Consider the following 23,503-nt stretch of genomic DNA (forward strand, 5'->3'; position numbering starts at 1 on the left):
AATATAAATAACGAAACAAAAGGATTCTTACCATGACTGAGCAAAAATACATTGTTGCCCTCGACCAAGGTACGACAAGCTCTCGCGCTGTTATTCTTGATCACGACGCCAATATCGTAAGCGTCGCTCAGCGAGAGTTTACTCAGATTTATCCACAAGCAGGTTGGGTTGAGCACGATCCAATGGAAATCTGGGCAACACAAAGCTCTACATTAGTTGAAGCTTTGGCTAAGTCAGGCATCCGAAGCGACCAATTAGCTGCTATTGGTATTACGAACCAACGTGAAACCACCATCGTCTGGAACAAAGAAACAGGCAAACCCATCTACAACGCGATCGTATGGCAATGTCGTCGTACCGCAGACATTTGTGAAGACCTAAAAAGCCGCGGCTTAGAAGATTACGTTCGCGACAACACCGGCTTGGTGCTTGACCCTTACTTCTCTGGCACTAAAGTGAAGTGGATTCTGGATAACGTAGAAGGCGCACGCGAAGATGCAGAAGCAGGTAAACTACTGTTTGGTACCGTCGATACGTGGTTAGTATGGAAGATGACTCAAGGCCGCGTTCACGTTACTGACTACACCAACGCATCACGTACCATGCTGTTTAACATCAACGACCTATGTTGGGACCAAAAGCTGTTGGATGAGATGGGCATTCCGGCATCAATGATGCCAGAAGTAAAACGTTCTTCGGAAATTTACGGCAAAACGAACATCGGTGGTAAAGGCGGTACTCGTATTCCTATCGCAGGTATTGCAGGTGACCAACAAGCGGCGCTATACGGACAAATGTGTGTAGAAGCTGGCCAAGCGAAAAACACATACGGCACAGGTTGTTTCTTGCTGATGAACACTGGCCAAGAGAAAGTCACCTCGAAGAATGGTCTGCTTACCACGCTAGCTTGTGGCCCGAAAGGCGAGCCTGCTTACGCACTTGAAGGTGCAGTGTTCATGGGTGGTGCCTCTATCCAGTGGCTGCGTGACGAACTGAAAATCCTAAACGGCGCAGAAGATTCTGAATACTTCGCAACAAAAGTGGACACATCGAACGGCGTTTATGTAGTACCAGCCTTTACTGGCCTTGGCGCTCCATACTGGGATGCTTACGCACGTGGCACCATTGTTGGCCTTACTCGCGGTGTGAACTCAAACCACATTATCCGCGCGACTCTGGAAGGCATCGCTTACCAAACTCGTGACGTATTGGATGCGATGCAAGCTGACTCTGGCATCAAGCTCGCAAACTTGCGTGTTGATGGCGGTGCGGTAGCAAACAACTTCCTAATGCAATTCCAATCGGATGTATTAAACACAGAAGTGCACCGTCCACAAGTGACTGAAGTAACGGCTCTTGGAGCTGCATACCTGGCAGGTTTAGCGGTTGGTTACTGGAACAGCATTGATGAGCTGCAAGATAAAGCAGTGCTTGATCGTACGTTTGAACCGCATGATGACGAAGAAAAACGCAACCGTCGTTACAAAGGTTGGAAACGCGCTGTAAAATGTGCGCAAACTTGGTCTGAACTGCACGACGAAGACGATTAATTTTTCCCCCAAACGAACAAAGAGCGCCATTTGAGCGCTCTTTTTTGCGTCTTATCCCCGATTCCTACCTGCCTTTACTTCTCACAACGCGCAAATTCGAGCACAATAGCGCTTCGAATTTGAAGCATTGGCCGTTACCAATGCACAAGGGAGTGGTAAGTGAAGCAAATACCTAGACACCAGCAGATTGTTGAACTGGTGAAAAAACAAGGCTATGTCAGCACGGATGAGTTGGTAGAAAGATTCAATGTCAGCCCACAAACCATCCGACGCGATCTCAACGAACTCGCAGACGACAACAAAATTCGTCGTTATCACGGTGGTGCAACCATCCCTCTCAGTTCTGAAAACACATCTTACAACACGCGTAAAGCGCTTAACTTCAATGAAAAAGATGTCATTGCAGAAGAGGTGGTGAAACACATTCCTGACGGCGCAACGCTATTTATTGATATCGGCACAACACCAGAAGCAGTCGCACGTGCGCTCACTAAGAGCCACAAGCAGCTACGCGTAGTCACCAACAACATCAACGTGGCAACCATTCTCTTCCCTAACCCAGAGATCAAGGTCATCTTAGCAGGTGGTGAAGTCCGCAGCCGCGATGGCGGTATCGTAGGCGAAGCAACGCTCGATTTCGTGAAACAGTTCCGTCTCGATTTTGGCATTCTCGGCATCAGTGGCATCGATTTTGATGGTTCCCTATTGGACTTTGATTACCACGAAGTACGCGTGAAGCAAGCGATCATCGACAACAGCCGCAGCGTATTTCTCGCCGTCGACCACACCAAGTTTGGTCGCAATGCCATGGTGAAACTGGGCAACATCGCACAACTGAACATGATATTTACTAACAAACAGCCACCAGAAGAAATTCTCGCGATCTTAAAAGACGCCGCAATTCCCCTCGAAGTGGTCGAAGCGAATGTAACATCAGCAGACACCGAATAGATAAATCGCTCAAATTTGAACCTCAAAATGACCTCTGTCTTAATTAGATAGAGGTTTTTTTATGCCCAAATCACACAAAACGCTCACAAACGAAAATAATAGATGATCATAAACGAAACCTGAGCTAGGATTAAATCATGTTCCAAAATGCTCGTTCGCTCACCAAGAGGTCAAATTCATGAGTATACAAAAAAATACTTCCACAACTAGCTCATCCACTCTTTTAGACTTGATCGTTATCGGTGGCGGCATTAACGGGGCTGGCATTGCAGCTGATGCAGCTGGCCGCGGTTTGAGTGTCGGTTTATATGAAGCTAACGATTTTGCATCAGCAACGTCTTCAGCAAGTTCTAAACTTATTCACGGTGGATTACGCTACCTTGAACACTACGAGTTTCGTTTGGTTTCGGAAGCGCTCGCAGAGCGTGAAGTGATTCTACGTAAAGCACCACACGTCGCTCTACCAATGCGTTTCCGTTTGCCTCATCGCCCATTCCTACGCCCAGCTTGGATGATCCGCTGTGGCCTGTTCCTTTACGATAACTTGGGCAAACGCACAACTCTACCAGGCAGTAAAACCGTCAACCTTGCAAAATCTGGCTTGCTAAAACCAGAAATGAAAACCGGTTTCGAATACTCAGACTGCTGGGTTGATGACGCTCGTTTAGTCTTGCTGAACGTTATGGCGGCTCGTGAAAACCACGCCGAAGTACGCAACTACTGTCGCGTTGAAAAAGCACACCGTGAAAACGGCGTATGGCACGTAACAATCCATGACGTAACAACAGACCAACGCTTCGAGCGCAAAGCGAAAGCTCTGGTTAACGCTGCTGGTCCATGGGTGAAACAGTTCTTTGATGAAGGATTGGAGCAAACCTCCCCTCGCAACATTCGTTTGATCAAAGGCTCGCACATCGTTGTTCCTCGTATCCACAACGAACCGCAAGCCTACATTCTTCAAAACAAAGATAACCGCATCGTATTTATGATTCCTTATCTAGATAAGTTCTCAATCATCGGTACGACAGATGTGGAATACAAAGGTGACCCACGTGAAGTGGCGATCTCGGATGACGAAGTTGATTACCTCATCGACATCGTGAACCAACACTTTGTCCACCAGCTTACTCGTGAAGATGTGGTTTGGACTTACAGTGGTGTACGTCCTCTGTGTGATGATGAGTCTGACTCACCGCAAGCGATCACACGAGACTACACGCTAGAGCTCGATGCAGAGTACGACCAAGCACCATTGTTGTCAGTATTCGGTGGCAAGCTAACGACTTACCGTAAACTCGGTGAAGCGGCGATGAAGAAACTGGAACCGTACCTACCTCAAATGGGTGGTAACTGGACAGCAAATCAAACGCTACCAGGTGGTAACTTTAGCTGCACCCGTGAACAGTTAGCGAAGCAAATTCACGCGAAATACTCATGGGCACCGCAAGCGCTGATTCTGCGCTATGTGACTCAGTTTGGTACGCAAACGTGGGATTTGATGGAAGGCGCATCCAGTGAAGCCGATCTTGGCCAAGCGTTCTCAGAGCAAGCAGGCGGCGTGTACCAACGCGAGATCGATTACTTGATGAATCATGAAATGGCGCTAACCGACGAAGACATTTTATGGCGTCGTACTAAACTTGGCCTTTACATGAATGACGAAGAAAAACAGGCACTTGCCGACTACCTGAAAGAAAAGTTGCAACAAAAAGTGGTCAACCTTTCTCAGGTTAGCTAAAAAGCTCCTCCCCCTCACCTATGACAAAGCCTGCCTCGTTGCAGGCTTTTTGTTTCCCCTTGTTACTGTGCGGTTCTTATTGCTTCACTTGCTTACCAATAAGAACAATTATTCATAGACATTTGGCGTAAAATGCAATCATACTCATTTGAATAATTATCCCCCATGACTTCAATGTGAAGGCGTGAGAACATTGCGGCGTGTAGTGCGCTAAGTCATTCTCGCTAAGTCAAGCATCTGGAAATTATTGGGGTATAGGCTCATACAAGGAAAAGAAAATGGGTTTTATGATTGAACATTGGGATTTCTCAACCCCAATGGCGACTCAAGAAACAACAGCGGCGGAACACATTCAACCGAATCATTGGTACCACTGTGAAAGGCTTCATCCCGATATTCGTGGCTGGTTAGAGGACAATCACGTACCACGTGCGACGGTCGATCATCTGTTAGCCGACGAGAGCCGACCATCTTTCCATCCTTTGGATGACGATAACTTCATGCTGATCTTACGAGGCATCAACATGAACGAGAATGCGTCGCCGGAAGACATGCTGAGTATCCGTATTCTCTATTTTCAGGGCGCACTGATCTCGACTCGTAAGATCCCATCACGTGCAATCATGGAAATTCGCCAAGCATTAGCAGAGCACAAAGGGCCGAAAAGCCTGGCGAGCTTACTGAATCAAATCATCGAAGGGTTGAACGGCAAAATCGACTTGTATCTCGACACCATCGAAGAAACGTTAAACGAGTTTGACGTCAATGATGAGTCAACGTACAACCACATTGCGGCACAAAAGGCGCTTATTTCCATCAAACGTTTTATTCGCCCTCAGCAATATGCGATTCGTGATTTGATCGAGTCAGAGTCAGAATTAGTAACATCAAGACCTCACCAATATCGCTTCGCGCATAACAACATTACTCGCATCAACGAAACGATTGAATTTTACCTTGGCGAAGTAGCGCTTTTCCAAGACGAAATCAAACACAACCGAGACGAGAAGACCAATAAAAACAGTTACCTGTTTACTTTAGTTGCCACCATTTTCTTACCAACCAGCTTCCTAACAGGACTACTTGGTATCAACATTGGTGGCATGCCGGGCGTAGAATCCTCCATGGCGTTCACTTGGTTCTGCATCGCTTTGATTGTGATCTTTGGCCTAGAGTGGTTGCTGTTCAAACGCTTAGGGTTCACGAACAAAACGGATGATGAATAAGCGATAAAACCTTAAAGCGCAGAAACCAAAAGAGGAGCGACACGCTCCTCTTTTTTACCACTCAAGTCTAAACGCTTTATCCCGGATGACCATCCACACGAGGGGTCACGAGCATCATACCAAAGCGCCACACAAACAGCCCAAACGCGACAATCCACAATCCGCCACTGATATCAATCCACAGCATCATGTTCGCTGGGTCAAAGATCACGGCGAAACTGCGAACCAAAGCAGCCGCGGTAATCGCCGCAAACGCAAGGCTCATGTTTGGCCCTTTGTAGATCATGCGACCAGTGTGCCCCATCGTCACGCGCGCGATCATCGCCAAAATCAAACCGCCTAACGCACCTATCGCAAACAGGTGAATGAGGTTATGGCTGGCAAATGCATCTCCCCAAGCGCTTCGCAAAATTAAGCTTAGTGGCAAACACAAATACGCTGCATGCAGCGACCACACTAAAGGCTCGCTGAGGGTTAACCAAGGTTTCCATCGAACAAAACGCACCAACTGAGCAACACCTGCAAACAGCATCAACGGATTGCCTAGTTCTGCAAACGTCACGGGGAAAAAGCTCAGCACAAATAGCATTACCAACGGCAAGTTCGCGAACCAATCTAACCACGGCAGTGGTTGTGCTTTTTCGAAATTAAATCGACGCGCAGTAAAGAATGGAATCACACGTCCGCCCATCACTGACAATAACAACGTAAACCACCACAACATCGCCTGCCACACAGCAGAAGAAGTAAACGGCGGCATGCCTTTTATCGTCGCGTAACTTGCAAAGTTCGCAAAGATGGCCAAAAGAAACAGCGGTACAAAAAACAAATTACGCCAGCCTTTGGCTCGATAAACACGAATGCCTACCTCATAGGCAACAAACAGTAAAAATACCGCTTCAATGCTGCTGGTTAACCACAAGGGTACTGGCGTCCAAAGCAATATTCTAGGCGCTAACCACAAGCCAAATAAGACCAAAAGCGTGTAATGCTTGGTGCCATTAATGCCCGTCCAGTTTTGTACAGCAGTCAATACAAAACCAACCACAATCGCCATCGAAAAACCAAACAACATTTCATGTACGTGCCACCACAATGCCGGTACAGCTAATGCGTTTGGCTGTCCGGTTTGGAACATCCATACCCACAACGCAATCGCAACAATGGCGTAAATCGACCCAAATAGAAAAAACGGCCGAAAGCCTAATCGCAGCCATGCGGGGATTTTTTCTTCCACTTTTTTATCGGTGATGTTCAGCATTATCTTGCCCTCAAGCGTCTCTCGATGCTGGTTAACTCAACTACGATGTTGATGCTACCATAAACATGCATAAAAAATACATGTTAAAAAATAAGATTATACTTAAGGGGTAAAGTTTGTGCTTCATGGGCTGGTTAGGTATAAACAGTCCAAGACACAAAAAATGAGTTAAGGGATGCAACGAAGATGTACATATTTGGCTATGGCAGTTTAATCAATTCCGCGTCGCGCAAGTTAACCGGACAAACAGGTGAAGCCATTCCCGTCATTGCTCATGGACTGGTTCGCTACTGGGGAAAGATTGATGACAGCTACACTCTGTCCCCACTGGTTGTGAACCAAGGCAATGGACAGGTTAATGGCGTTTTACTCGAAGTGAATGAAGAAGCTCTCGCAGAATTCGATCGCCGTGAACGTGGCTATCATCGTATTCAAATTCAGCCAGATCAAATCGAAACGGACGCGAACTTTAACCAAGGACATGAGATTTGGGTTTACGTAAAAGACGAGCCACTACCACCGTGCGCAAACAGCCCAATCATGCAAAGCTATGTTGATACCGTGCTAGCAGGTTGCTTGGAGGTATCCCATGCGTTTGCGGAGCATTTTGTGCGTCACACCATTGGCTGGCACCACGCGAAAGAAAATGACCGCCACCAACCCAAATACGGCAACCTTGCAGGCGTGCAAGAGCACCATTATGAGTTGATTGATAATCTGATCAAAAAAGGAGCCTAATGGCTCCTTTTTAGTATCTATGTTTGCATACGCGAACTTAGAATTTGTAGTCAACGCCAACGTAAAGGCTGTCAAAATCAAATTCGAGATCGCCACCACCTTCAACATCAATGGTTACTGTAGAAGCACGGTAGCCACCAGAAACAATCAGGCCTGAAGCAAATTCATAACCCACTTCAGCACCATAGTTAAAGCCAGCATCGCTGCCATCAGTCTTGCCAGTAAGGCTAGAAAGGTTTGACTTTGTCTCCAAATCAACGCCCGTTACACCAAGACCAACGACGGCACCAACATAAAAACCGGTACCAGAGAATTGGTACTTAGGTTTAGCATTAAGGTTGAACGAATAACCTTCAACTGTCGCTTCTAACCAATTACCCGCACCCGATTTTTTTTCTTCGAAGCTACCGTAGTAAACGTATTCACCTTCTAAAGCCAATTTGAAGTTTTTTGAAAATTGCAGTTCTTTACCTACTGCAATACCCAAGCCAGTCGCCGAAGAGCTGTAAGAGTGTCCTTCAACTTTAAGATCAGAGTTAAGAACATCTGCGCCAACATACCAGTTACCTTTTGCTTGAACTGACGCTGAAGCAACCACTGCACCTAAAACCAATAGTGGCAATACTTTTTTCATTATAATTTCCTATATTTTTCATACTGTTAAACAGTTTTAAAAGCGTGGAGATTATAAATATAGTTGAATATATATCTATTGATTTATTTATAAAATGAGACACAAAACATAAACACGAACAATAAAACGTTTGCTTGATTAAACTCTAAACAATTCTCACCCCGGTCGGCATCGCTCTTTCTGGCGTTAGTAACACACTTTCGGATTCATCATCCGTTTCTGCGCATAACAACATACATTCAGAGGTTTCACCGCGCATTTTGGCTTTGGCAAGATTACACAACACGACCACTTGTTTGCCCATCAACTCTTCCTCGGTGTAATAAGGCACTAAGCTGGTTACGGTTTGCAGTGTTTTTTCACCAATATCAATTTGCACAATATACAGCTTGTCTGCATTGTGATGACGAGCCACTTCAATGATTTTTCCGGTACGAATTTCCAGTTTGGCAAAATCAGAGTAAGCGATAGTTTCCATAATTAAAACCCCAGTAAAATTTTACTAAAAAGATAACGTTTACACTATCAGTAAGCTTAATAAATACAAGTGGTAAAGATCTCATTTCCGAAAGCAAATCTTCTATCAAATTGCACTTATTACACAATGGGTGTTTAATACTTTCAGTCAAAATTTTTAGCCACTAAAGGTTCTATATGACAACGATCAAGGATGTCGCGAAAGAAGCAGGTGTTTCGGTCGCAACGGTTTCTCGCGTGATCAACAAGTCCCCAAAAGCCAGTCAATCATCGGTAGAGTCGGTCACCAAAGCAATGAGCAAATTGGGTTACAGACCCAATGCCGCAGCTCGCGCACTGGTGAGTCAAAGCACAAATACCATGGGTGTGTTGGTGAGTGATGTGTCCGATCCTTTCTTCGGCACGCTGGTCAAATCCGTCGATAATGTCGCGCGCGAAAATGGCAAACATATCTTGATTGGCAACGGTTACCATAATCCAGAAGATGAACGTCAAGCCCTAGAATTGCTGATCAACAGCCGTTGCGATGCAATAGTCATCCACTCGAAAGGCTTATCTGATGAGGAGCTAATTGGCTATGCCCAAGAAGTGAAAGGTATGGTGCTTATCAATCGTCATATCCCAGAACTGGCCGAACGTTGTATTTCCCTTGATAACCGCAAGGGGGCATTCCTCGCGACAGAATATTTGATTCGTCACGGGCATCGCAAAATCGCTTGCATTGCCTCATCCCACGATATCGAAGATACCGATGAACGCTTGCAAGGTTACCAAGCCGCATTGAAAGAACATGGTATTGAACTCTCCAAAAGCTACATCGAATACGGTGAGCCCAACAGTGATGGTGGCGAAGTTGCGATGACCAACCTGTTAACCAAATCTTTGGAGATTACTGGAGTGGTGGCCTACAACGACTACATGGCCGCTGGCGCACTCGCAGCGTTAGATCAAAATGGCATTGACGTACCAAGTAAGGTTTCTATGGTCGGGTTCGATGATGGCTTAATCGCCCGCTTTGTTCACCCTAGCTTGACTACTATTCGCTACCCAATCGAGATGATGGCAGAACGCGCCGCCCGTTTGGCTTTGGCGCTATCTCGTGACGAAAAAGTTGAAGATGAAACCATTATTTTTAGCCCAACGTTAGTACGAAGAAATTCTGTTGAGCGCTGTTGATGGTGGATAATCTGTAATTTGAAAACGAAAAGCCCGCTCAGGTTATTGAGTGGGCTTTTCTTTAAGCACTTGTCGAGACGATATGGATTCTAGCTCAAGGCTTCGTGCGGTTTTACAGACTTAACGTCAACGCCTTGCGCAAACTCACCACGCTGTAATTTTTCTCGTAAAATCGCATGTTGGTCTTCGGTAAATGTGTAGCGAGACATAATGAAGATGCGCACTAGAGCTCCCAATGCGGGTAGCAACGCAATACAGAAGAACATGCCATTGAGCGCGGTTTCCGTTTGCGCCGCATTTGGTACATAGCCAATCATCGTCAAGATTACCCCCGTTAAGCCGCCCGCTACCGCAACAGAAAGTTTGCCTGTAAAGGTTTGTCCCGAGAACGTGATCGCCGCGGTACGTTTGCCACTGTGGTAGTACGAGTACTCTACTGTGTCTGCAATCATGGCCGAGATAAGAGGGTTGGTCATCATAAAGATGCCTGTAATCACCGCTAACCACGCCATCACGACCGTTGGATTATCATAGCCAGTAAAATAGAACCCAATGCGAGCGATGATCTCTAAAACACACAGCGCAATAAAGATGTCACGTTTTTTGAAACGCTTTGTCAGCACAGGCGTAGCCAAACATGCGATCGCACTTACCAAAGTGATGGTACCAATCAGAGAGACTAACCCTGCATCTCCCATGTTGTATGTGAAGAAGAAAATGTACAGGCCATTCACTAGATTGAAAAACACATTCATGAAAAACGCTGCCAGAATAAAAAACAACGGCTTATTTTTACGAACGGCTTGAAAGGTTTGTTTTAGCGTGACTTTTTCGCAGCTCTTCGTCGAGATACGTTCTTTGGTGTTGTAAAAACCGTTCAGCATGAAGAACAAACCCGCAATCATCAACACAATCACAGCAGGTAAGTAACCCTGATCTGCGCGGCCATCAGCGAAGTAAGCACTCAGTTTTGGGAACACAACCAAAGTCGCACCAATACCCGCATTCACCCCTAACATGGCACAAGTTGCCGCTTTTGCTCGCTCTTGTGGTTCATCCGTCATAACAGAAGACATAGACCAAAACGGCACATCAGAAATAGTGTAAAGCGTACCCCAAAAAATGTAAGTGATACCGGCATACATCACTTTTGTCGATGTATCAGCATCGATGTTATAGAAAGCGGCAACCGTGACCAGAACAATCAGAACCGGCGTAAACAGCATGTAAGGGCGGAATTTACCAAAGCGAGAGTCTAACGTGTCCATGTATCCGGCAATGAGCGGATCGTTCACCGCATCCCACACACGAGCAATCAAAAAAATCGTACTCGCCGCAATTGGAGAAATGCCCAAAATATCGGTATAGAAATAAAGAATAAAAGAGCCAACTAGACCAAAGCTAAAGCACTGGCCTACCCCATAGCCGAAGTAAGACATCAGCTCCTTATTAGTGAGTTTGTTTTGTAGAGTAGTCATTGTTCACGTCTCAATTGATTTTATTGTAAATAAGAAACCGACCCATTTCTCAGAGTCGGCTCACAGGCAATTAATCCACTTCTGCGAGTGTTTTGATCAATTGCACTTCGCTTGCGTCATACGGCTGTCCTTGCTCATCAAGCAGATCGTGGAACCATTGACTCGCATAGTTTGCATCGCTACGTTTTATCTCTGGCCAAGGCAGATGCGTTTGTGTTTTTCCTTTCACTAATCCCCACTGGTAGCAGCCAATGTTTTTCTGTTTAAAGACCGGAAGCTGTTCGTGCATGTACGATTGCGCATGACGAGCAAGCCACTCAGTACACATCATTGGTCGGTTGTAGCTTTCTACAATTTCAACGGCTTTATGGAACAGCTCGAGTGGTAAGTAAGCGTGGAAAGTAATGATGTCCGATAGCTCCATCGCTTTGCGATCGGTTGGGTGTTCATAAATCGGCAGGCTTCGGTCAAGAATGCTTGGCGCATGCCAAGCGCCAACGGTGAGAGGCTGAGTTGGGTTTTCTTCACGTGCCCACTCAAACGCTTGTTCCATCAGCTCATGACTAAAGATTTCCATTTCTTCGTCGTAAGCGATCTCACCCGTAGTGGTGAAAATCATGCGGTTGGTTGGCTCGTTATAGAGATCCCAAATAACGATTCGAGGGTCATTTTTGTAGGTAGAGATGATGTCGCGAATATACGCTTCGACCTCACCCCACATAGATTTGTCCATCACCACATTGCGACCAGGACTTGCTGCTGCTTGGCTATTGTGCAAATCCGGTACTGGCGCTTTTTGTTCACCAAGATAAGGGTGGTCGCCCGAAAAACCGCAGTCATCCATCGGCGTGAGCATCACTTTGATTTGATTGCGTTCGCAAATATCCAGAAAGCGCTCAATTCGCGCATGTAAACCATCGCGATCCGCTTGCCAAACTATAAATGGTAAGTTGGTACGTAAAGTGTTGTAACCCACATCATGCGCCCAAGCTAACTCTTGTTCCATCACCTCTGGAGCAAAAGATTCCGCTTGCCACATCTCATTCCAGTTAACCGCTGTGCGCGGTAAATAGTTAAAGCCACGTAGCCAGCCATGCTCTTTTTGCCATTGCCACGCTTTCTCTTCCGACCATCTTTTCATCTTACTCACCTTAAAACTAAATTATTAACTAATAATATTAGCTAATATATTAATTAATAATTTAGTGACTAGGTGCTCAAAGAATAAACGTGGTGAAAATCACAGCTTTTAAGTTGCTCTGACTTACTTTTGTGATCTTCATCTTTAAAGGATGATCCGAACTTAATCTTTAGCTAATATCTTTAGCTAACGAAATTAAGTAAAAGAGCAGAATGGCTAAAAAAATCACCATGAGCGACATTGCGGCGGCGGCTGGCGTCTCTCAGTCGACCGTATCGCTGGTATTGAATGGCTCAACTTCCGTAAAAATCGCGGAAGCGACCAAACGTAAAGTGCTCGAAACCGCAGAATCACTTGGCTACAAAAACAAAAAGGTTGCCCATGCTTTGGGACGTCCTAAAAAGATCGCATTGGTGATCAACGGCTTAACCAGTTATGACCCATTTATCGATGCCATCAATGCAGCGAGAGAAGAAGCGTGGTCGAACGACTACATTTTGGTGACGTTCAATTACAGCCATGATGAAGTGTTGGCAAGCAAGATTGAGTCGGAGATCAACGGCGGTGATTACGCAGGTTTGGTTTACGCATCCAGTATGACGCGAGAGTTGGAGCAGCAACGCGTCACAACTTCCTTACCGACTGTGCTGCTGAACTGCACCAACGAAGAACACACCGAAACGCCAAGTATTTTGCCGGCCGATATGATTGGAGCTTACAAAGCAGTTTCCCACCTCACAGCGCAAGGTTATCGTCGCATTGCCATGCTGTCTGGTGAAAGTTGGATGCTAGCCAGTAAGCAACGTGCCGATGGTTATCGTCAGGCTCTCATTGATGCAGACATCATTCCTAACTCAGAGTATTTAGTCGATGCAAACTGGTCGCTAAAAGAAGCGCACCAGCAAACACTGACACTACTGAATATGGAGCAGCCACCAGAAGCGATTTTCTGTGGCAGCGACTATATGGCAATGGGGTGCTACCAAGCGATAGCGGAGTTGGGGTTGAAGATTCCTCAGGATGTTGCCGTTGTCGGTTACGATAATCAGCAAATCGCCTCTGAAAGCTTCCCAGCATTAACGTCGGTTGAACTGCCCTACTCAGACATGGGTAAACTCGCAATCGAATCGTTGATGGCACTGATTGAAGGGCAACCGTTGCTTTCTAACAAACGCAAAGTAGAGGGTGAACTCATCGTTCGAACCTCTTCGACAAAAACAAAAAAGGTGGGCATGTAGCCCACCATAACACCCAAAGTCGTTGGAGTTGCAGCATCGCTGCCGCTGCAAGTTCAAAGGGTAGAAGTGCTATCTAAAATTCAAACTGATAAGTAGTTTGATGCTGATAGCAATCCCCAGAGCTCAACACCCCATTGTTGAGTCCCCATTCTGGTTTGTTTGGCCCGTCTGGAAAGTACTGCGTTTCCAATGCTAGGCCGTCATAGCGTTCGTAAGTTTTACTTGCACCTGGCGTACCGGCTAAGAAATTACCTGAATAAAACTGGATGGCAGGTTTGGTGGTTTTCACCTTCATCACCACATCTTCTTTGGGTGCAATTAAAACCGCAGCGACAGACACGCCATCGGTCACTTCAGGTATGAATAGAAAGGCGTGATCGTAGCCACCAGCAGTTTTCTGATCTTGCTCGGCAAGAAATTCTTGGCCTATCGATTTTGGCTCGGTGAAGTCGAAACTGGTACCCAAAACTGGCTTTTGTTCACCGGTAGGAATTAACCCCGCATCCGTTGGCAAGTAATATCCAGCGTTAAGCTGTAAAGTATGATCCAAACTTTTTGCGCGGCTCGCCTCACCAGCCAAGTTAAAGTAGGCGTGATTGGTTAAATTCACTGGTGATGTTTTGTCGGTCTTAGCATCATAGGCGATAGCTAGTTCATTCTCGTCAGTGAGCGTGTACGTCACCTTCACATCGAGGTTTCCCGGATAGCCTTGGTCACCGTCCGGGGAGCGAAGTGAAAAAGTGACCTGTTGATCATTTTGCTCTTCAACCTTCCAGCGGCGTTTATCAAACCCTTCCAGCCCACCGTGCAGTGAGTTTTCACCGTTATTGATACCAAGTTGATACTTCTCTCCGTCTATCTCAAACTGCCCTTTCGCAATTCGGTTAGCAAAGCGGCCAACAATGGAACCGAAGTAAGCGTCTTGCTTCATGTGTTCAGCCATATTTGGTGAGCGCAACAACACTTCACGGTTTTCACCATTTACCGGTAATGTGCAACTCAACCACGTCGCACCGATATCCATAAACGACGCTGTCATACCATTCGCGTTGGTCAAATGAATTAGATTCGCAGTTTGGCCATCAAACGACGGCGTTTGCGCCATCGCTTGTTCTAGTTGTTGAAAATAGGCTTTCATCATCATTCCTTACAGCACTTCAACCAAACCCGCACCATTTTTGGCTTGGCAAACATAAATCGACTCTTTTAAGCCCGTAGCCGCTTGGTACTTCGCTTCAACTACCGCTTTCACGTCATCAACCAGTGCTGGCGGTACAAGTGCCACGATGCAACCACCAAAGCCACCGCCAGTCATGCGCACGCCGCCTTGATCGCCGATCACCTCTTTGACTATCTCCACCAGCGTATCGATTTCTTTTACCGTAATTTCGAAATCATCGCGCATCGAGGCATGAGACTCGGCCATCAGCTCGCCCATACGCTTCATGTCGTGTGCTTGTAGCGCTTGTGCCGCTTCCACAGTACGATCATTTTCTGTGATGACGTGACGTGCACGCTTGGCCACCATTTCATCCAGCTCAGCGACTTTCTCGTTGAACTGCTCAATCGTCACATCACGCAAAGCTTTCACACCGAAAATACGCGCCGCTTCTTCACATTGCTGACGACGAGTGTTGTATTCGCTGTCGACCAAACCACGTTTTTTATTCGAGTTGATGATCACGACAGCCATCTCTTCTGGCATAGAGACTGCTTCAGTTTCAAGGCTACGGCAATCTAATAGCATCGCATGATTTTCACGCCCTTCCGCTGAAATCATTTGATCCATGATGCCGCAGTTGCAACCGACGAATTCGTTCTCAGCTTGCTGACCGTTTAACGCAATTTCGGCTTGGCTGATCTCAAGATTGAACAGCACTTTGAACGTCTGGCCAATCACCACTTCCAACGCCGCCGATGAGCTCAAACCCGCGCCTTGAGGTACGTTGCCGCTGACTGAAATATCCGCCCCAGTAAACTGGTAGCCACGCGCCAGAAGACACTTCACCACGCCGCGAATGTAGTTCGCCCACATTTTGTCTTGCTGGAAGGTAATGGCTTGCGTGATATCGAATTCATCCACTGCGTTGCCATAATCGACCGAGACCACACGCACGATATTGTCTTCACGCTTTGCCGCCGCCACGACCGTTTGGTAGTTAATGGCACACGGTAGGACAAAACCATCGTTGTAATCGGTGTGCTCACCAATCAAGTTCACACGACCAGGCGCTTGAATAATATGGCTAGGTGCGTAGCCCAACACTTGCTCAAATGACGCTTTCACATTTTGGATAAGTTCAGACATAGGGACGTTCTCTTAAAATAGTAATTTGTGTGGGATAGCGCGTTGAGCCTAACTTTCTATCTGTAAAGTCGCGCTATCCCGTTATTCGTAATCAGTCCAATTTAAAGACTTAGCATTCTTTGTAGTGGACATCTCTCACATCACGCAGACGCTGCGCCGCTTGCTCTGCGGTCAGGTCACGTTGGCTTTCTGCCAGCATTTCGTAGCCCACCATGAACTTACGAACCGTGGCACTGCGCAGTAGTGGCGGATAAAAAAGCGCATGAAGCTGCCAATGGTCGATGTCTGTGCCTTCGTCAAAAAACGGCGCGTAGTGCCAGCCCATCGAGTAAGGGAAAGAGCATTGGAATAAATTGTCGTAACGGCTGGTCAGCTTCTTAATCGCTCGCGCTAAATCGTCTCGTTGCTCATCGCTGAGTTCGCTCATGCGACGAATGTGCGTTTTCGGCAACAACATGGTTTCGAACGGCCAAGCAGCCCAGTAAGGCACCACCGCCAGCCAGTGTTCGGTTTCCACCACAATGCGTGAACCGTCTTTGAGTTCCGCTTGTACGTAATCCACCAGCAAGTTGCTGCCGTGTTCTTGGTAGTAGGCTTTTAGGTTGTGCTCTTTACGCTCGATTTCATTTGGTAAGAAGCTGTTCGCCCAGATTTGACCGTGCGGATGAGGCTGAGAACAGCCCATGGTTTCGCCTTTGTTTTCGAACGCCTGAACCCAAACGTATTCCTTGCCGAGCTCTTCAATTTGTTCGTTCCAGGTCTCTATCACGCCACGAATTTTATCCACTGGCAGCTCCGGTAAGGTTTTGCTGTGATCTGGCGAGAAGCAAATCACTCGGCTCAAACCACGCACGCCTTGCGTTTTGAATAGCGGGTTGTTTGACTCTGGTGCATCTGGTGAATCCACCATCAGCGCAGCAAAATCGTTATTGAACACATAGGTGCCTTGGTAGTCTGGATTAACATCGCCAGAGATACGTTCGTTGGTTGGACAAAGGAAACATTTACCGTCATAGCTTGGTAGCTCATCCAATGCGGGCTTTTCATCTGCGCCGCTCCAAGGGCGTTTTGCACGGTGAGGTGAAACCAAAATCCATTGCCCAGTCAGAGGGTTGTAACGGCGGTGTGGATGATCCACTGGGTTAAATTCGACATTCGACATGTTACTTACTCAACTTTTAAGAATTCTTTCATCTGCATTTCTCAATGGAATTGGAAAGTGCAGACAATAATGCGGCGACGTAAACTACGCAGGGGAATAGCCATTGGGATTTTTTGACTGCCAGTTCCACGTATCGGCGGTCATTTCAGCCACCGTGCGTGTTGCTTTCCAACCTAGTTCACGCTCTGCTTTTTCCGTGCTTGCCCAACATTCAGCAATATCCCCAGGACGACGCGGGCATAACTCGTAAGGCACAGGTTTACCGCAAGCGGCCGCGAACGCATCCACCATCTCAAGTACGCTCGAGCCTTTACCTGTACCTAAGTTGTAAATGTGCAAACCCGATTTCTCACCCACCGATTTCAATGCGGCGATGTGGCCGTCGGCCAAATCCATCACATGGATGTAATCACGCACGCCAGTGCCGTCAGGGGTTGGGTAGTCGCTACCGAATACCGCGAGTTTTTCTCGGCGACCAACAGCGACTTGGGCGATAAATGGCATCAGGTTATTGGGAATACCTTGTGGGTCTTCCCCCATGCAGCCCGATGAGTGCGCGCCAACTGGGTTGAAGTACCGCAGTAAGGTGATGCTCCAGTCGTTTTCAGCATGGAACAGATCGCTTAAGCACTGCTCCACCATATATTTGCTACGTCCGTATGGGTTGGTGGTTGCGCCTGTTGGTGAATCTTCCGTAATCGGCACTATTTCTGGGTCACCGTAAACCGTTGCCGATGAACTGAATACGATGCTTTTCACGCCCGCTTTACGCATGCTGCGCGCTAACACCAATGAGCCATTGACGTTGTTGTCGTAGTACTCAAGTGGTTTTGCCACCGATTCGCCAACTGCTTTGAGACCAGCAAAGTGGATCACGGCTTGGATGTCGTGCTGCGCGAATACCGTATCCAAAAAGGCTTCGTCACGGATGTCACCTTGGTGGAACTCAGGCTGTTTGCCAGTCAGCGCTTCAATACGGTTTAACACTTCCAGTTTGGCGTTACACAAGTTATCAACGATGATAGGTTCCATTCCCGCTTCAATCATCTGAACGCAAGTGTGACTACCGATGTATCCCATACCGCCTGTGACAAGAACTTTCACTTTTTGCTTCTCCACGTTTGCTGCTTTCTGTTCACACCTCACTCTGATGCGCTAAAAGCCAATCGCTATTGCATCGAATCGGTACGCCCATTTCTTAACTGGCTAAAAGTCTAGCAACCAATCTCGATCCAGATCCGTGATCGAATTCAAATTGTGTAAACGTTTCCACAAAATTACACAAAATCCTTATTTTAGATGCTGGCTTTAGTTAAATTAAACCAGGAAGATGATGAGCAGTGAAGATGAGTCGAGCAGATACCGCTCTCTTTCATGGATCGCACGATTTTACTAAAAGTTTGTGCATCCCTAAGTAGCTGTTTACAATAGCCAGATTATTGAGTTCTCACTTGGACTGTGAGCAATGCCAACGGGAAATGTACATGGCAACACTAAAAGATATCGCCACTGAAGCGGGCGTCTCACTTGCAACTGTATCGCGAGTTTTGAATGACGATCCGACGTTGAGCGTTAAAGAAGAAACCAAACGCCGCATTTTAGAAATCGCAGAAAAGCTGGAGTACCGCACCAGCAGTTCGAAGAAAGCCACCAAAGAAGCCAAGCAAAAACATCACTTTTTGGCCTTGTACAATTACAAACAAGAAGCAGAAGTGAATGACCCGTACTACTTGTCGATTCGTCATGGGATTGAAACTCAGTGCGACAAACTCGGCATTACGCTAACCAATTGCTACAACAGCGAAATTGATGTTGAAACGCAAAAGATCACGGGTGTCCTTTTAATCGGGAAAGTCGACCAAAAGGTGGTCAATAAGTTACCTAAACGCCTAGCCGATAGCATCTGTTACATTGACTTTTCAGATCCAACTAGTCCTTACGATTGCGTTGATATCGACCTTGTAAGAATCAGCAAGCAAGTGGTTGATTTCTTTGTACAACAAGGCTACGAGCGTATCGGATTTATTGGTGGACAAGACGAACCCAACACCGCAGACATTCGTGAAAATGCGTTTGTGGACTACGGCAGTCTAAAAGGTGTGGTTTCTGAAAACGACATTTATCGTGGCGATTTCTCTAGCTTGTCCGGTTATGACTTAGCGAAAGAGATGCTGGCCAAAGGCGATTTCCCAAAAGCGATGTTCATTGCTTCGGACTCCATTGCGATTGGTGTTTTACGAGCAGTGCATGAGTTTGGTTTAAACATTCCTGATGATATTGCGCTGATCAGCGTGAACGACATTCCTACCGCGCGCTTTACCTTCCCTCCTCTATCTACCGTTCGTATTCATTCTGAAATGATGGGGATTCAAGGCGTGAACTTGTTAGTAGAAAAATACCGTGACGGACGCGCACTGCCCCTTCAGGTGTATGTTCCAAGCAAGCTCAAGCTACGCGGCACAACTCGATAAAAACACCCTCAAAATTGCTCAAATAAAGCACTGAATTTTCAGTGCTTTTTATTTCTTCTTTTATTTTCTACCGAATTTTTACTGTTTTTACTTTCCAAAACAATCTAGAACGCATTCCTTTACTCTGATCACATCTTGCTCAACATTGGTCATTTAAAACGTGACCAAGTTAAAGTAAAACGTTTTCACTAATTCATTTTAGTAAAACTTTTACTAATATCTTTCTCAGATTATTCATAAACATTTTTCACAATACATCGGCCGTTGTTTTTGCACTGATGTTGAGCCGCGATGAAACCAATCCGCACTCCAACATAAGCGCACCAAGCCGAGGGGAGATCAAAACGTGAACAATTGGGAAAACTTCCAACACTTACACGAGAATCGTATGGCACCGCGTGCGTACTTTTTCTCCTACGACTCTGTTCAGAGCGCACAAACCTTTCAACGTGAACTGAGTCGCCGCTTTATGTTGCTCAGCGGCCAATGGACATTCCGTTATTTCACCAACCCAATGTTGGTACCTGATGAGTTTTACTCACAAACAATGAACGACTGGGGACACATTACCGTCCCAAACATGTGGCAAATGGAAGGCCACGGCGATCTGCAATACACCGATGAAGGCTTCCCATTCCCGATCGACGTCCCGTTTGTACCAACCGACAACCCAACGGGCGCTTATCAACGCACATTTACACTTGGTCCACAGTGGGATAACCAACAAACCATCATCAAGTTCGATGGCGTGGAAACCTACTTTGAAGTGTACGTAAACGGCGAGTACGTCGGCTTTAGTAAAGGCAGCCGACTCACAGCGGAATTCGACATTTCCAAGTTCGTCCAACAAGGCGAAAACTTGCTGTCTGTACGCGTGATGCAGTGGGCCGATTCCACTTACATTGAAGACCAAGACATGTGGTGGACGGCGGGGATCTTCCGCGATGTTTACCTTGTGGGCAAAGAGCAGGTTCACGTCCAAGACCTAACAATTCGCACCGATTTCGCCGACGATTACCAAAGTGCGACGCTCAGTGCTCAAATCGAATTGGAAAACCTTTCCACCGCTATCGCGTCTGGCTACACGCTGGAATACGCGCTGCATGACAAAGGCACTGTCGTAGCCAGTGGTCAATGCGATTCACTGACTATCCAAAACCACCACTCAACAAGCTTTGCGATTGATATGGTGAATCCAACGCATTGGACGGCTGAAAATCCTTACCTTTACCACTTGTTCATCACCTTAAAAGATCACCAAGGCAACGTAGTGGAAGTGATCCCACAACGCGTGGGTTTCCGTGACATCAAAGTTCGCAATGGCCTGTTTTACATCAACAATCAATACGTGATGCTGCATGGTGTAAACCGTCATGACAACGACCACCTAAAAGGTCGCGCAGTGGGCATGGACCGCGTGGAAAAAGATCTGATTTTGATGAAGCAACACAACATCAACTCGGTTCGCACCGCACACTACCCGAACGACCCACGCTTCTACGAGTTGTGTGATATTTACGGCCTGTTTGTGATGGCAGAAACCGATGTGGAAACCCACGGCTTTGCCAACGTTGGCGACCTGAGCCGCATCACCAACGATCCAGCATGGGAAGCGGTGTTTGTCGATCGCGCAGTGCGCCATGTTCATGCGCAAAAGAACCACCCTTCTATCATCATGTGGTCACTCGGTAACGAATCGGGTTATGGCTGCAACATCCGTGCGATGTATACCGCGACCAAAGCAATTGATGACACCCGTTTGGTTCACTACGAAGAAGACCGCGATGCTGAAGTCGTCGATGTGATTTCGACGATGTACTCACGCGCTCAACTGATGAATTACTTTGGCGAACACCCACACGAGAAGCCACGCATCATCTGCGAATACGCACACGCGATGGGGAACGGGCCGGGTGGTTTAACCGAATACCAAAACGTGTTCTATGCGCACGACCACATTCAAGGTCACTACGTTTGGGAATGGTGTGATCACGGCATTCTAGCACGTGATGAGCACGACCAAGAGTTCTACAAATACGGCGGCGATTATGGCGACTACCCAAACAACTACAACTTCTGCATGGATGGTCTGATTTACCCAGATCAAACCCCGGGCCCTGGCCTGAAAGAATACAAACAAGTCATTGCACCGGTGAAAATCCGCGCCGTTGAAGGTTGCTATGACCGCTTTATCGTTGAGAACAAATTGTGGTTCTCCAACCTCGATGATTACACCATTACTGCTGACGTGCGTGCCGAAGGTGAAACCTTGCGAAGCGTGCAGTTTAAAGTCGAAGCTTTGGTCGCCAACAGCGAACGTGAAGTGACCATCGACCTGCCAGAATTGGATGAGCGCGAAGCCTTTGTTAACTTCACCGTACGCAAAGACAGTCGCACACTTTACAGCGAAGCCAACCATGAAATTGCGGTGTATCAGTTCCAACTGAAAGAAAACACCGCGTCTGCACCTGCGTTCATCAATCGCAACGCACAACCTTTGGTGATTAACGAAAGCCGTTTGGAACACATAATTGAAGGCCATAACTTCACGCTTACTTTCTCGAAAGTAAACGGCAAGCTGACTTCTTGGCGCGTAAATGGCGAAGAGATCATTCAATCTGAGCCGAGACTGAACTTCTTCAAACCGATGATTGATAACCACAAACAAGAGTATGAAGGTTTGTGGCACCCAACGCATCTGCAAATCATGCAGGAGCACTTCCGCACACTTGCTGTGGAAGCAACTGATGATTCCGTCTTGATTACAACCACCAGCATCATTGCGCCGCCGGTCTTTGATTTTGGCATGCGTTGTACCTATCGCTATCAAATCAATGCTCAAGGCCATTTGAACGTGGAACTGAGTGGCGAGCGCTACGGCGACTACCCTCACGTGATTCCGGTCATCGGCTTGGATTTGGGCATCAACGGCAGCTTTGACCAAGTGAGCTACTACGGTCGCGGCCCAGAAGAAAACTACCAAGACAGTCGCCAAGCTAACCTCATTGATGTTTACCACAGCACCGTAGAAGACATGTTCGAGAACTACCCGTTCCCGCAAAACAACGGCAACCGCCAACACGTGCGCTGGGCATCGCTCACGAACCGTCATGGCACAGGGTTATTGGTGAAAGCTCAGCAAGAAATCAACTTCAGCGCGTGGTTCTACACCAACCAAAATCTGCATGAAGCGCAACATACGATCGAGCTAGAAAAGAGTGGCTACATCACCCTTAACCTTGACCATCAAGTGATGGGGTTAGGCTCGAACTCATGGGGCAGCGAAGTGCTCGACTCTTACCGCGTGTACATGGACGAGTTCCGTTACGGTTTGACGCTGATGCCACTGCAAGCAGGCGATTGCAACGCACAAGTGATGGCAAACCATGATTTCGACAACGCGTTTTTCACTCAAACCAATACTCAATCAGTCAACGAGGCGTAACCCATGATCGTGTTATCCAGCTTAGAGCAATTCAAACAGGTATATCGCAACGGTCGTAAATGGAACCGCTGTGTGGAAGCCATTGGTAACATCGGCAACATCAAAAATGGCGTGATGCACTCGATTGGCGATTCACTGATTTACATGGTTGAAGATGGCATCGCGAAACAAACCGAAATGTTCATCGGTAACCGTCGTTACTTCGATGTGCATTACTACCTCGAAGGTCGAGAAACCGTTGAGTTCGCGGATAAAACCGCGTTGACACTAGAACAAGCTTATCGTGATGAAACCGACCGCGAATTTTTTTCTGGTCAGGGTGAAACACGTGAGCTATGCGAAGGCCAAGTGGCGATTTTTGAAAACAGTGAAGCGTACCGCTTCCACGGAGACAACCGCGTAAGAAAAGTGGTGCTCAAAGTGACCATCGAAGATGGCTACTTCCTAAATAAATAAAACAAGAGAAGGGCTGTGGTCACAGCATTACAAGCCCTTCCTCCCTACAATTC

At 46.9% G+C, this 23,503-nt stretch carries 19 protein-coding genes; 10 read left to right on the forward strand and 9 right to left on the reverse strand.

What is annotated here, in order from left to right; all coding sequences use genetic code 11:
- Positions 1–32 precede the first annotated feature (32 nt).
- From glpK to ACF8OV_RS01450, 4 genes are all read left to right on the forward strand, one after another.
- Positions 33–1,550: a glycerol kinase GlpK gene (glpK, locus tag ACF8OV_RS01435; RefSeq protein WP_141180351.1), complete on the forward strand. Its 1,518-nt coding sequence runs from the start codon at positions 33–35 to the stop codon at positions 1,548–1,550.
- Between the two features lie 159 nt (positions 1,551–1,709).
- Positions 1,710–2,501 (forward strand): DeoR/GlpR family transcriptional regulator, encoded by a 792-nt coding sequence (locus ACF8OV_RS01440; RefSeq protein ID WP_140153433.1) that lies wholly within the window; start codon positions 1,710–1,712, stop codon positions 2,499–2,501.
- Positions 2,502–2,679: 178 nt separating this feature from the next.
- Entirely contained in the window at positions 2,680–4,239 is a 1,560-nt protein-coding gene (gene glpD, locus ACF8OV_RS01445) for a glycerol-3-phosphate dehydrogenase (RefSeq protein ID WP_005456665.1), read from the forward strand.
- A gap of 278 nt (positions 4,240–4,517) precedes the next feature.
- Entirely contained in the window at positions 4,518–5,465 is a 948-nt protein-coding gene (locus ACF8OV_RS01450; protein ID WP_005494158.1) for a CorA family divalent cation transporter, read from the forward strand.
- A gap of 76 nt (positions 5,466–5,541) precedes the next feature.
- On the opposite strand, the gene ACF8OV_RS01455 is transcribed toward ACF8OV_RS01450, so the two are convergent.
- Positions 5,542–6,726 (reverse strand): NnrS family protein, encoded by a 1,185-nt coding sequence (locus tag ACF8OV_RS01455; protein ID WP_274014364.1) that lies wholly within the window; start codon positions 6,724–6,726, stop codon positions 5,542–5,544.
- A gap of 186 nt (positions 6,727–6,912) precedes the next feature.
- Between ACF8OV_RS01455 and ACF8OV_RS01460 the strand changes: the two genes are divergently transcribed.
- Positions 6,913–7,464 (forward strand): gamma-glutamylcyclotransferase family protein, encoded by a 552-nt coding sequence (locus ACF8OV_RS01460; RefSeq protein ID WP_025534310.1) that lies wholly within the window; start codon positions 6,913–6,915, stop codon positions 7,462–7,464.
- Positions 7,465–7,501: 37 nt separating this feature from the next.
- On the opposite strand, the gene ACF8OV_RS01465 is transcribed toward ACF8OV_RS01460, so the two are convergent.
- Both ACF8OV_RS01465 and ACF8OV_RS01470 read right to left on the reverse strand, forming a co-directional pair.
- Positions 7,502–8,098, reverse strand: coding sequence for an outer membrane beta-barrel protein (locus ACF8OV_RS01465; RefSeq protein ID WP_070225533.1), 597 nt, complete (start codon positions 8,096–8,098; stop codon positions 7,502–7,504).
- A gap of 145 nt (positions 8,099–8,243) precedes the next feature.
- Positions 8,244–8,576: a tRNA-binding protein gene (locus ACF8OV_RS01470; RefSeq protein ID WP_005456696.1), complete on the reverse strand. Its 333-nt coding sequence runs from the start codon at positions 8,574–8,576 to the stop codon at positions 8,244–8,246.
- A 176-nt stretch (positions 8,577–8,752) separates the two neighbouring features.
- Here ACF8OV_RS01470 and ACF8OV_RS01475 point away from each other — a divergent pair, with 176 nt between their 5' ends.
- On the forward strand, positions 8,753–9,751 hold the full coding sequence (locus ACF8OV_RS01475; protein WP_140049824.1) for a substrate-binding domain-containing protein: 999 nt from the start codon (positions 8,753–8,755) through the stop codon (positions 9,749–9,751).
- Positions 9,752–9,840: 89 nt separating this feature from the next.
- Here ACF8OV_RS01475 and ACF8OV_RS01480 read toward each other — a convergent pair whose 3' ends face one another.
- Positions 9,841–11,229, reverse strand: coding sequence for an MFS transporter (locus tag ACF8OV_RS01480; RefSeq protein WP_317676130.1), 1,389 nt, complete (start codon positions 11,227–11,229; stop codon positions 9,841–9,843).
- Between the two features lie 70 nt (positions 11,230–11,299).
- Positions 11,300–12,370 (reverse strand): cellulase family glycosylhydrolase, encoded by a 1,071-nt coding sequence (locus tag ACF8OV_RS01485; RefSeq protein ID WP_020841209.1) that lies wholly within the window; start codon positions 12,368–12,370, stop codon positions 11,300–11,302.
- 212 nt (positions 12,371–12,582) lie between these two features.
- Here ACF8OV_RS01485 and ACF8OV_RS01490 point away from each other — a divergent pair, with 212 nt between their 5' ends.
- Positions 12,583–13,608, forward strand: coding sequence for a LacI family DNA-binding transcriptional regulator (locus ACF8OV_RS01490; RefSeq protein ID WP_025545631.1), 1,026 nt, complete (start codon positions 12,583–12,585; stop codon positions 13,606–13,608).
- 73 nt (positions 13,609–13,681) lie between these two features.
- On the opposite strand, the gene galM is transcribed toward ACF8OV_RS01490, so the two are convergent.
- The 4 genes from galM to galE all read right to left on the reverse strand — a co-directional run bounded on the left by galM (position 13,682) and on the right by galE (position 18,182).
- Entirely contained in the window at positions 13,682–14,746 is a 1,065-nt protein-coding gene (gene galM, locus ACF8OV_RS01495) for a galactose-1-epimerase (RefSeq protein ID WP_169566750.1), read from the reverse strand.
- Between the two features lie 9 nt (positions 14,747–14,755).
- Positions 14,756–15,916 carry a galactokinase gene (gene galK, locus ACF8OV_RS01500; protein WP_141180353.1) on the reverse strand — a complete coding sequence of 387 codons (1,161 nt, stop codon included), beginning with the start codon at positions 15,914–15,916 and terminating at the stop codon, positions 14,756–14,758.
- 109 nt (positions 15,917–16,025) lie between these two features.
- Complete coding sequence (locus ACF8OV_RS01505; protein ID WP_141180354.1) at positions 16,026–17,078, reverse strand: UDP-glucose--hexose-1-phosphate uridylyltransferase; 1,053 nt, start codon at positions 17,076–17,078, stop codon at positions 16,026–16,028.
- An 84-nt stretch (positions 17,079–17,162) separates the two neighbouring features.
- On the reverse strand, positions 17,163–18,182 hold the full coding sequence (gene galE, locus ACF8OV_RS01510; RefSeq protein WP_063517848.1) for a UDP-glucose 4-epimerase GalE: 1,020 nt from the start codon (positions 18,180–18,182) through the stop codon (positions 17,163–17,165).
- 380 nt (positions 18,183–18,562) lie between these two features.
- Here galE and ebgR point away from each other — a divergent pair, with 380 nt between their 5' ends.
- The 3 genes from ebgR (at position 18,563) to ACF8OV_RS01525 (ending at position 23,450) form a co-directional block, all read left to right on the forward strand.
- Positions 18,563–19,549 carry a transcriptional regulator EbgR gene (gene ebgR, locus ACF8OV_RS01515; RefSeq protein ID WP_141180356.1) on the forward strand — a complete coding sequence of 329 codons (987 nt, stop codon included), beginning with the start codon at positions 18,563–18,565 and terminating at the stop codon, positions 19,547–19,549.
- 346 nt (positions 19,550–19,895) lie between these two features.
- Positions 19,896–22,994, forward strand: coding sequence for a beta-galactosidase subunit alpha (gene ebgA / locus ACF8OV_RS01520; RefSeq protein ID WP_141180357.1), 3,099 nt, complete (start codon positions 19,896–19,898; stop codon positions 22,992–22,994).
- 3 nt (positions 22,995–22,997) lie between these two features.
- Complete coding sequence (locus ACF8OV_RS01525) at positions 22,998–23,450, forward strand: beta-galactosidase subunit beta (RefSeq protein ID WP_141180358.1); 453 nt, start codon at positions 22,998–23,000, stop codon at positions 23,448–23,450.
- Positions 23,451–23,503 lie beyond the last annotated feature (53 nt).

Origin of the sequence: Vibrio sp. GLN_1, assembly GCF_043106015.1 — a bacterium.
Classification (GTDB): Bacteria; Pseudomonadota; Gammaproteobacteria; order Enterobacterales; family Vibrionaceae; genus Vibrio; species Vibrio parahaemolyticus.

Excerpts from the sequence above, each read along its gene's own strand:
- galK (WP_141180353.1), bottom strand. The coding sequence starts at position 15,916 with ATGTCTGAACTTATCCAAAATGTGAAAGCGTCATTTGAGCAAGTGTTG.
- ACF8OV_RS01485 (WP_020841209.1), bottom strand. The coding sequence starts at position 12,370 with ATGAAAAGATGGTCGGAAGAGAAAGCGTGGCAATGGCAAAAAGAGCAT.
- ACF8OV_RS01455 (WP_274014364.1), bottom strand. The coding sequence starts at position 6,726 with ATGCTGAACATCACCGATAAAAAAGTGGAAGAAAAAATCCCCGCATGG.
- glpD (WP_005456665.1), top strand. The coding sequence starts at position 2,680 with ATGAGTATACAAAAAAATACTTCCACAACTAGCTCATCCACTCTTTTA.
- ACF8OV_RS01465 (WP_070225533.1), bottom strand. The coding sequence starts at position 8,098 with ATGAAAAAAGTATTGCCACTATTGGTTTTAGGTGCAGTGGTTGCTTCA.
- ACF8OV_RS01470 (WP_005456696.1), bottom strand. The coding sequence starts at position 8,576 with ATGGAAACTATCGCTTACTCTGATTTTGCCAAACTGGAAATTCGTACC.
- ebgR (WP_141180356.1), top strand. The coding sequence starts at position 18,563 with ATGGCAACACTAAAAGATATCGCCACTGAAGCGGGCGTCTCACTTGCA.
- ACF8OV_RS01460 (WP_025534310.1), top strand. The coding sequence starts at position 6,913 with ATGTACATATTTGGCTATGGCAGTTTAATCAATTCCGCGTCGCGCAAG.
- ACF8OV_RS01475 (WP_140049824.1), top strand. The coding sequence starts at position 8,753 with ATGACAACGATCAAGGATGTCGCGAAAGAAGCAGGTGTTTCGGTCGCA.
- glpK (WP_141180351.1), top strand. The coding sequence starts at position 33 with ATGACTGAGCAAAAATACATTGTTGCCCTCGACCAAGGTACGACAAGC.
- ACF8OV_RS01490 (WP_025545631.1), top strand. The coding sequence starts at position 12,583 with ATGGCTAAAAAAATCACCATGAGCGACATTGCGGCGGCGGCTGGCGTC.
- ACF8OV_RS01450 (WP_005494158.1), top strand. The coding sequence starts at position 4,518 with ATGGGTTTTATGATTGAACATTGGGATTTCTCAACCCCAATGGCGACT.
- galM (WP_169566750.1), bottom strand. The coding sequence starts at position 14,746 with ATGAAAGCCTATTTTCAACAACTAGAACAAGCGATGGCGCAAACGCCG.
- ACF8OV_RS01525 (WP_141180358.1), top strand. The coding sequence starts at position 22,998 with ATGATCGTGTTATCCAGCTTAGAGCAATTCAAACAGGTATATCGCAAC.
- ACF8OV_RS01480 (WP_317676130.1), bottom strand. The coding sequence starts at position 11,229 with ATGACTACTCTACAAAACAAACTCACTAATAAGGAGCTGATGTCTTAC.
- ACF8OV_RS01505 (WP_141180354.1), bottom strand. The coding sequence starts at position 17,078 with ATGTCGAATGTCGAATTTAACCCAGTGGATCATCCACACCGCCGTTAC.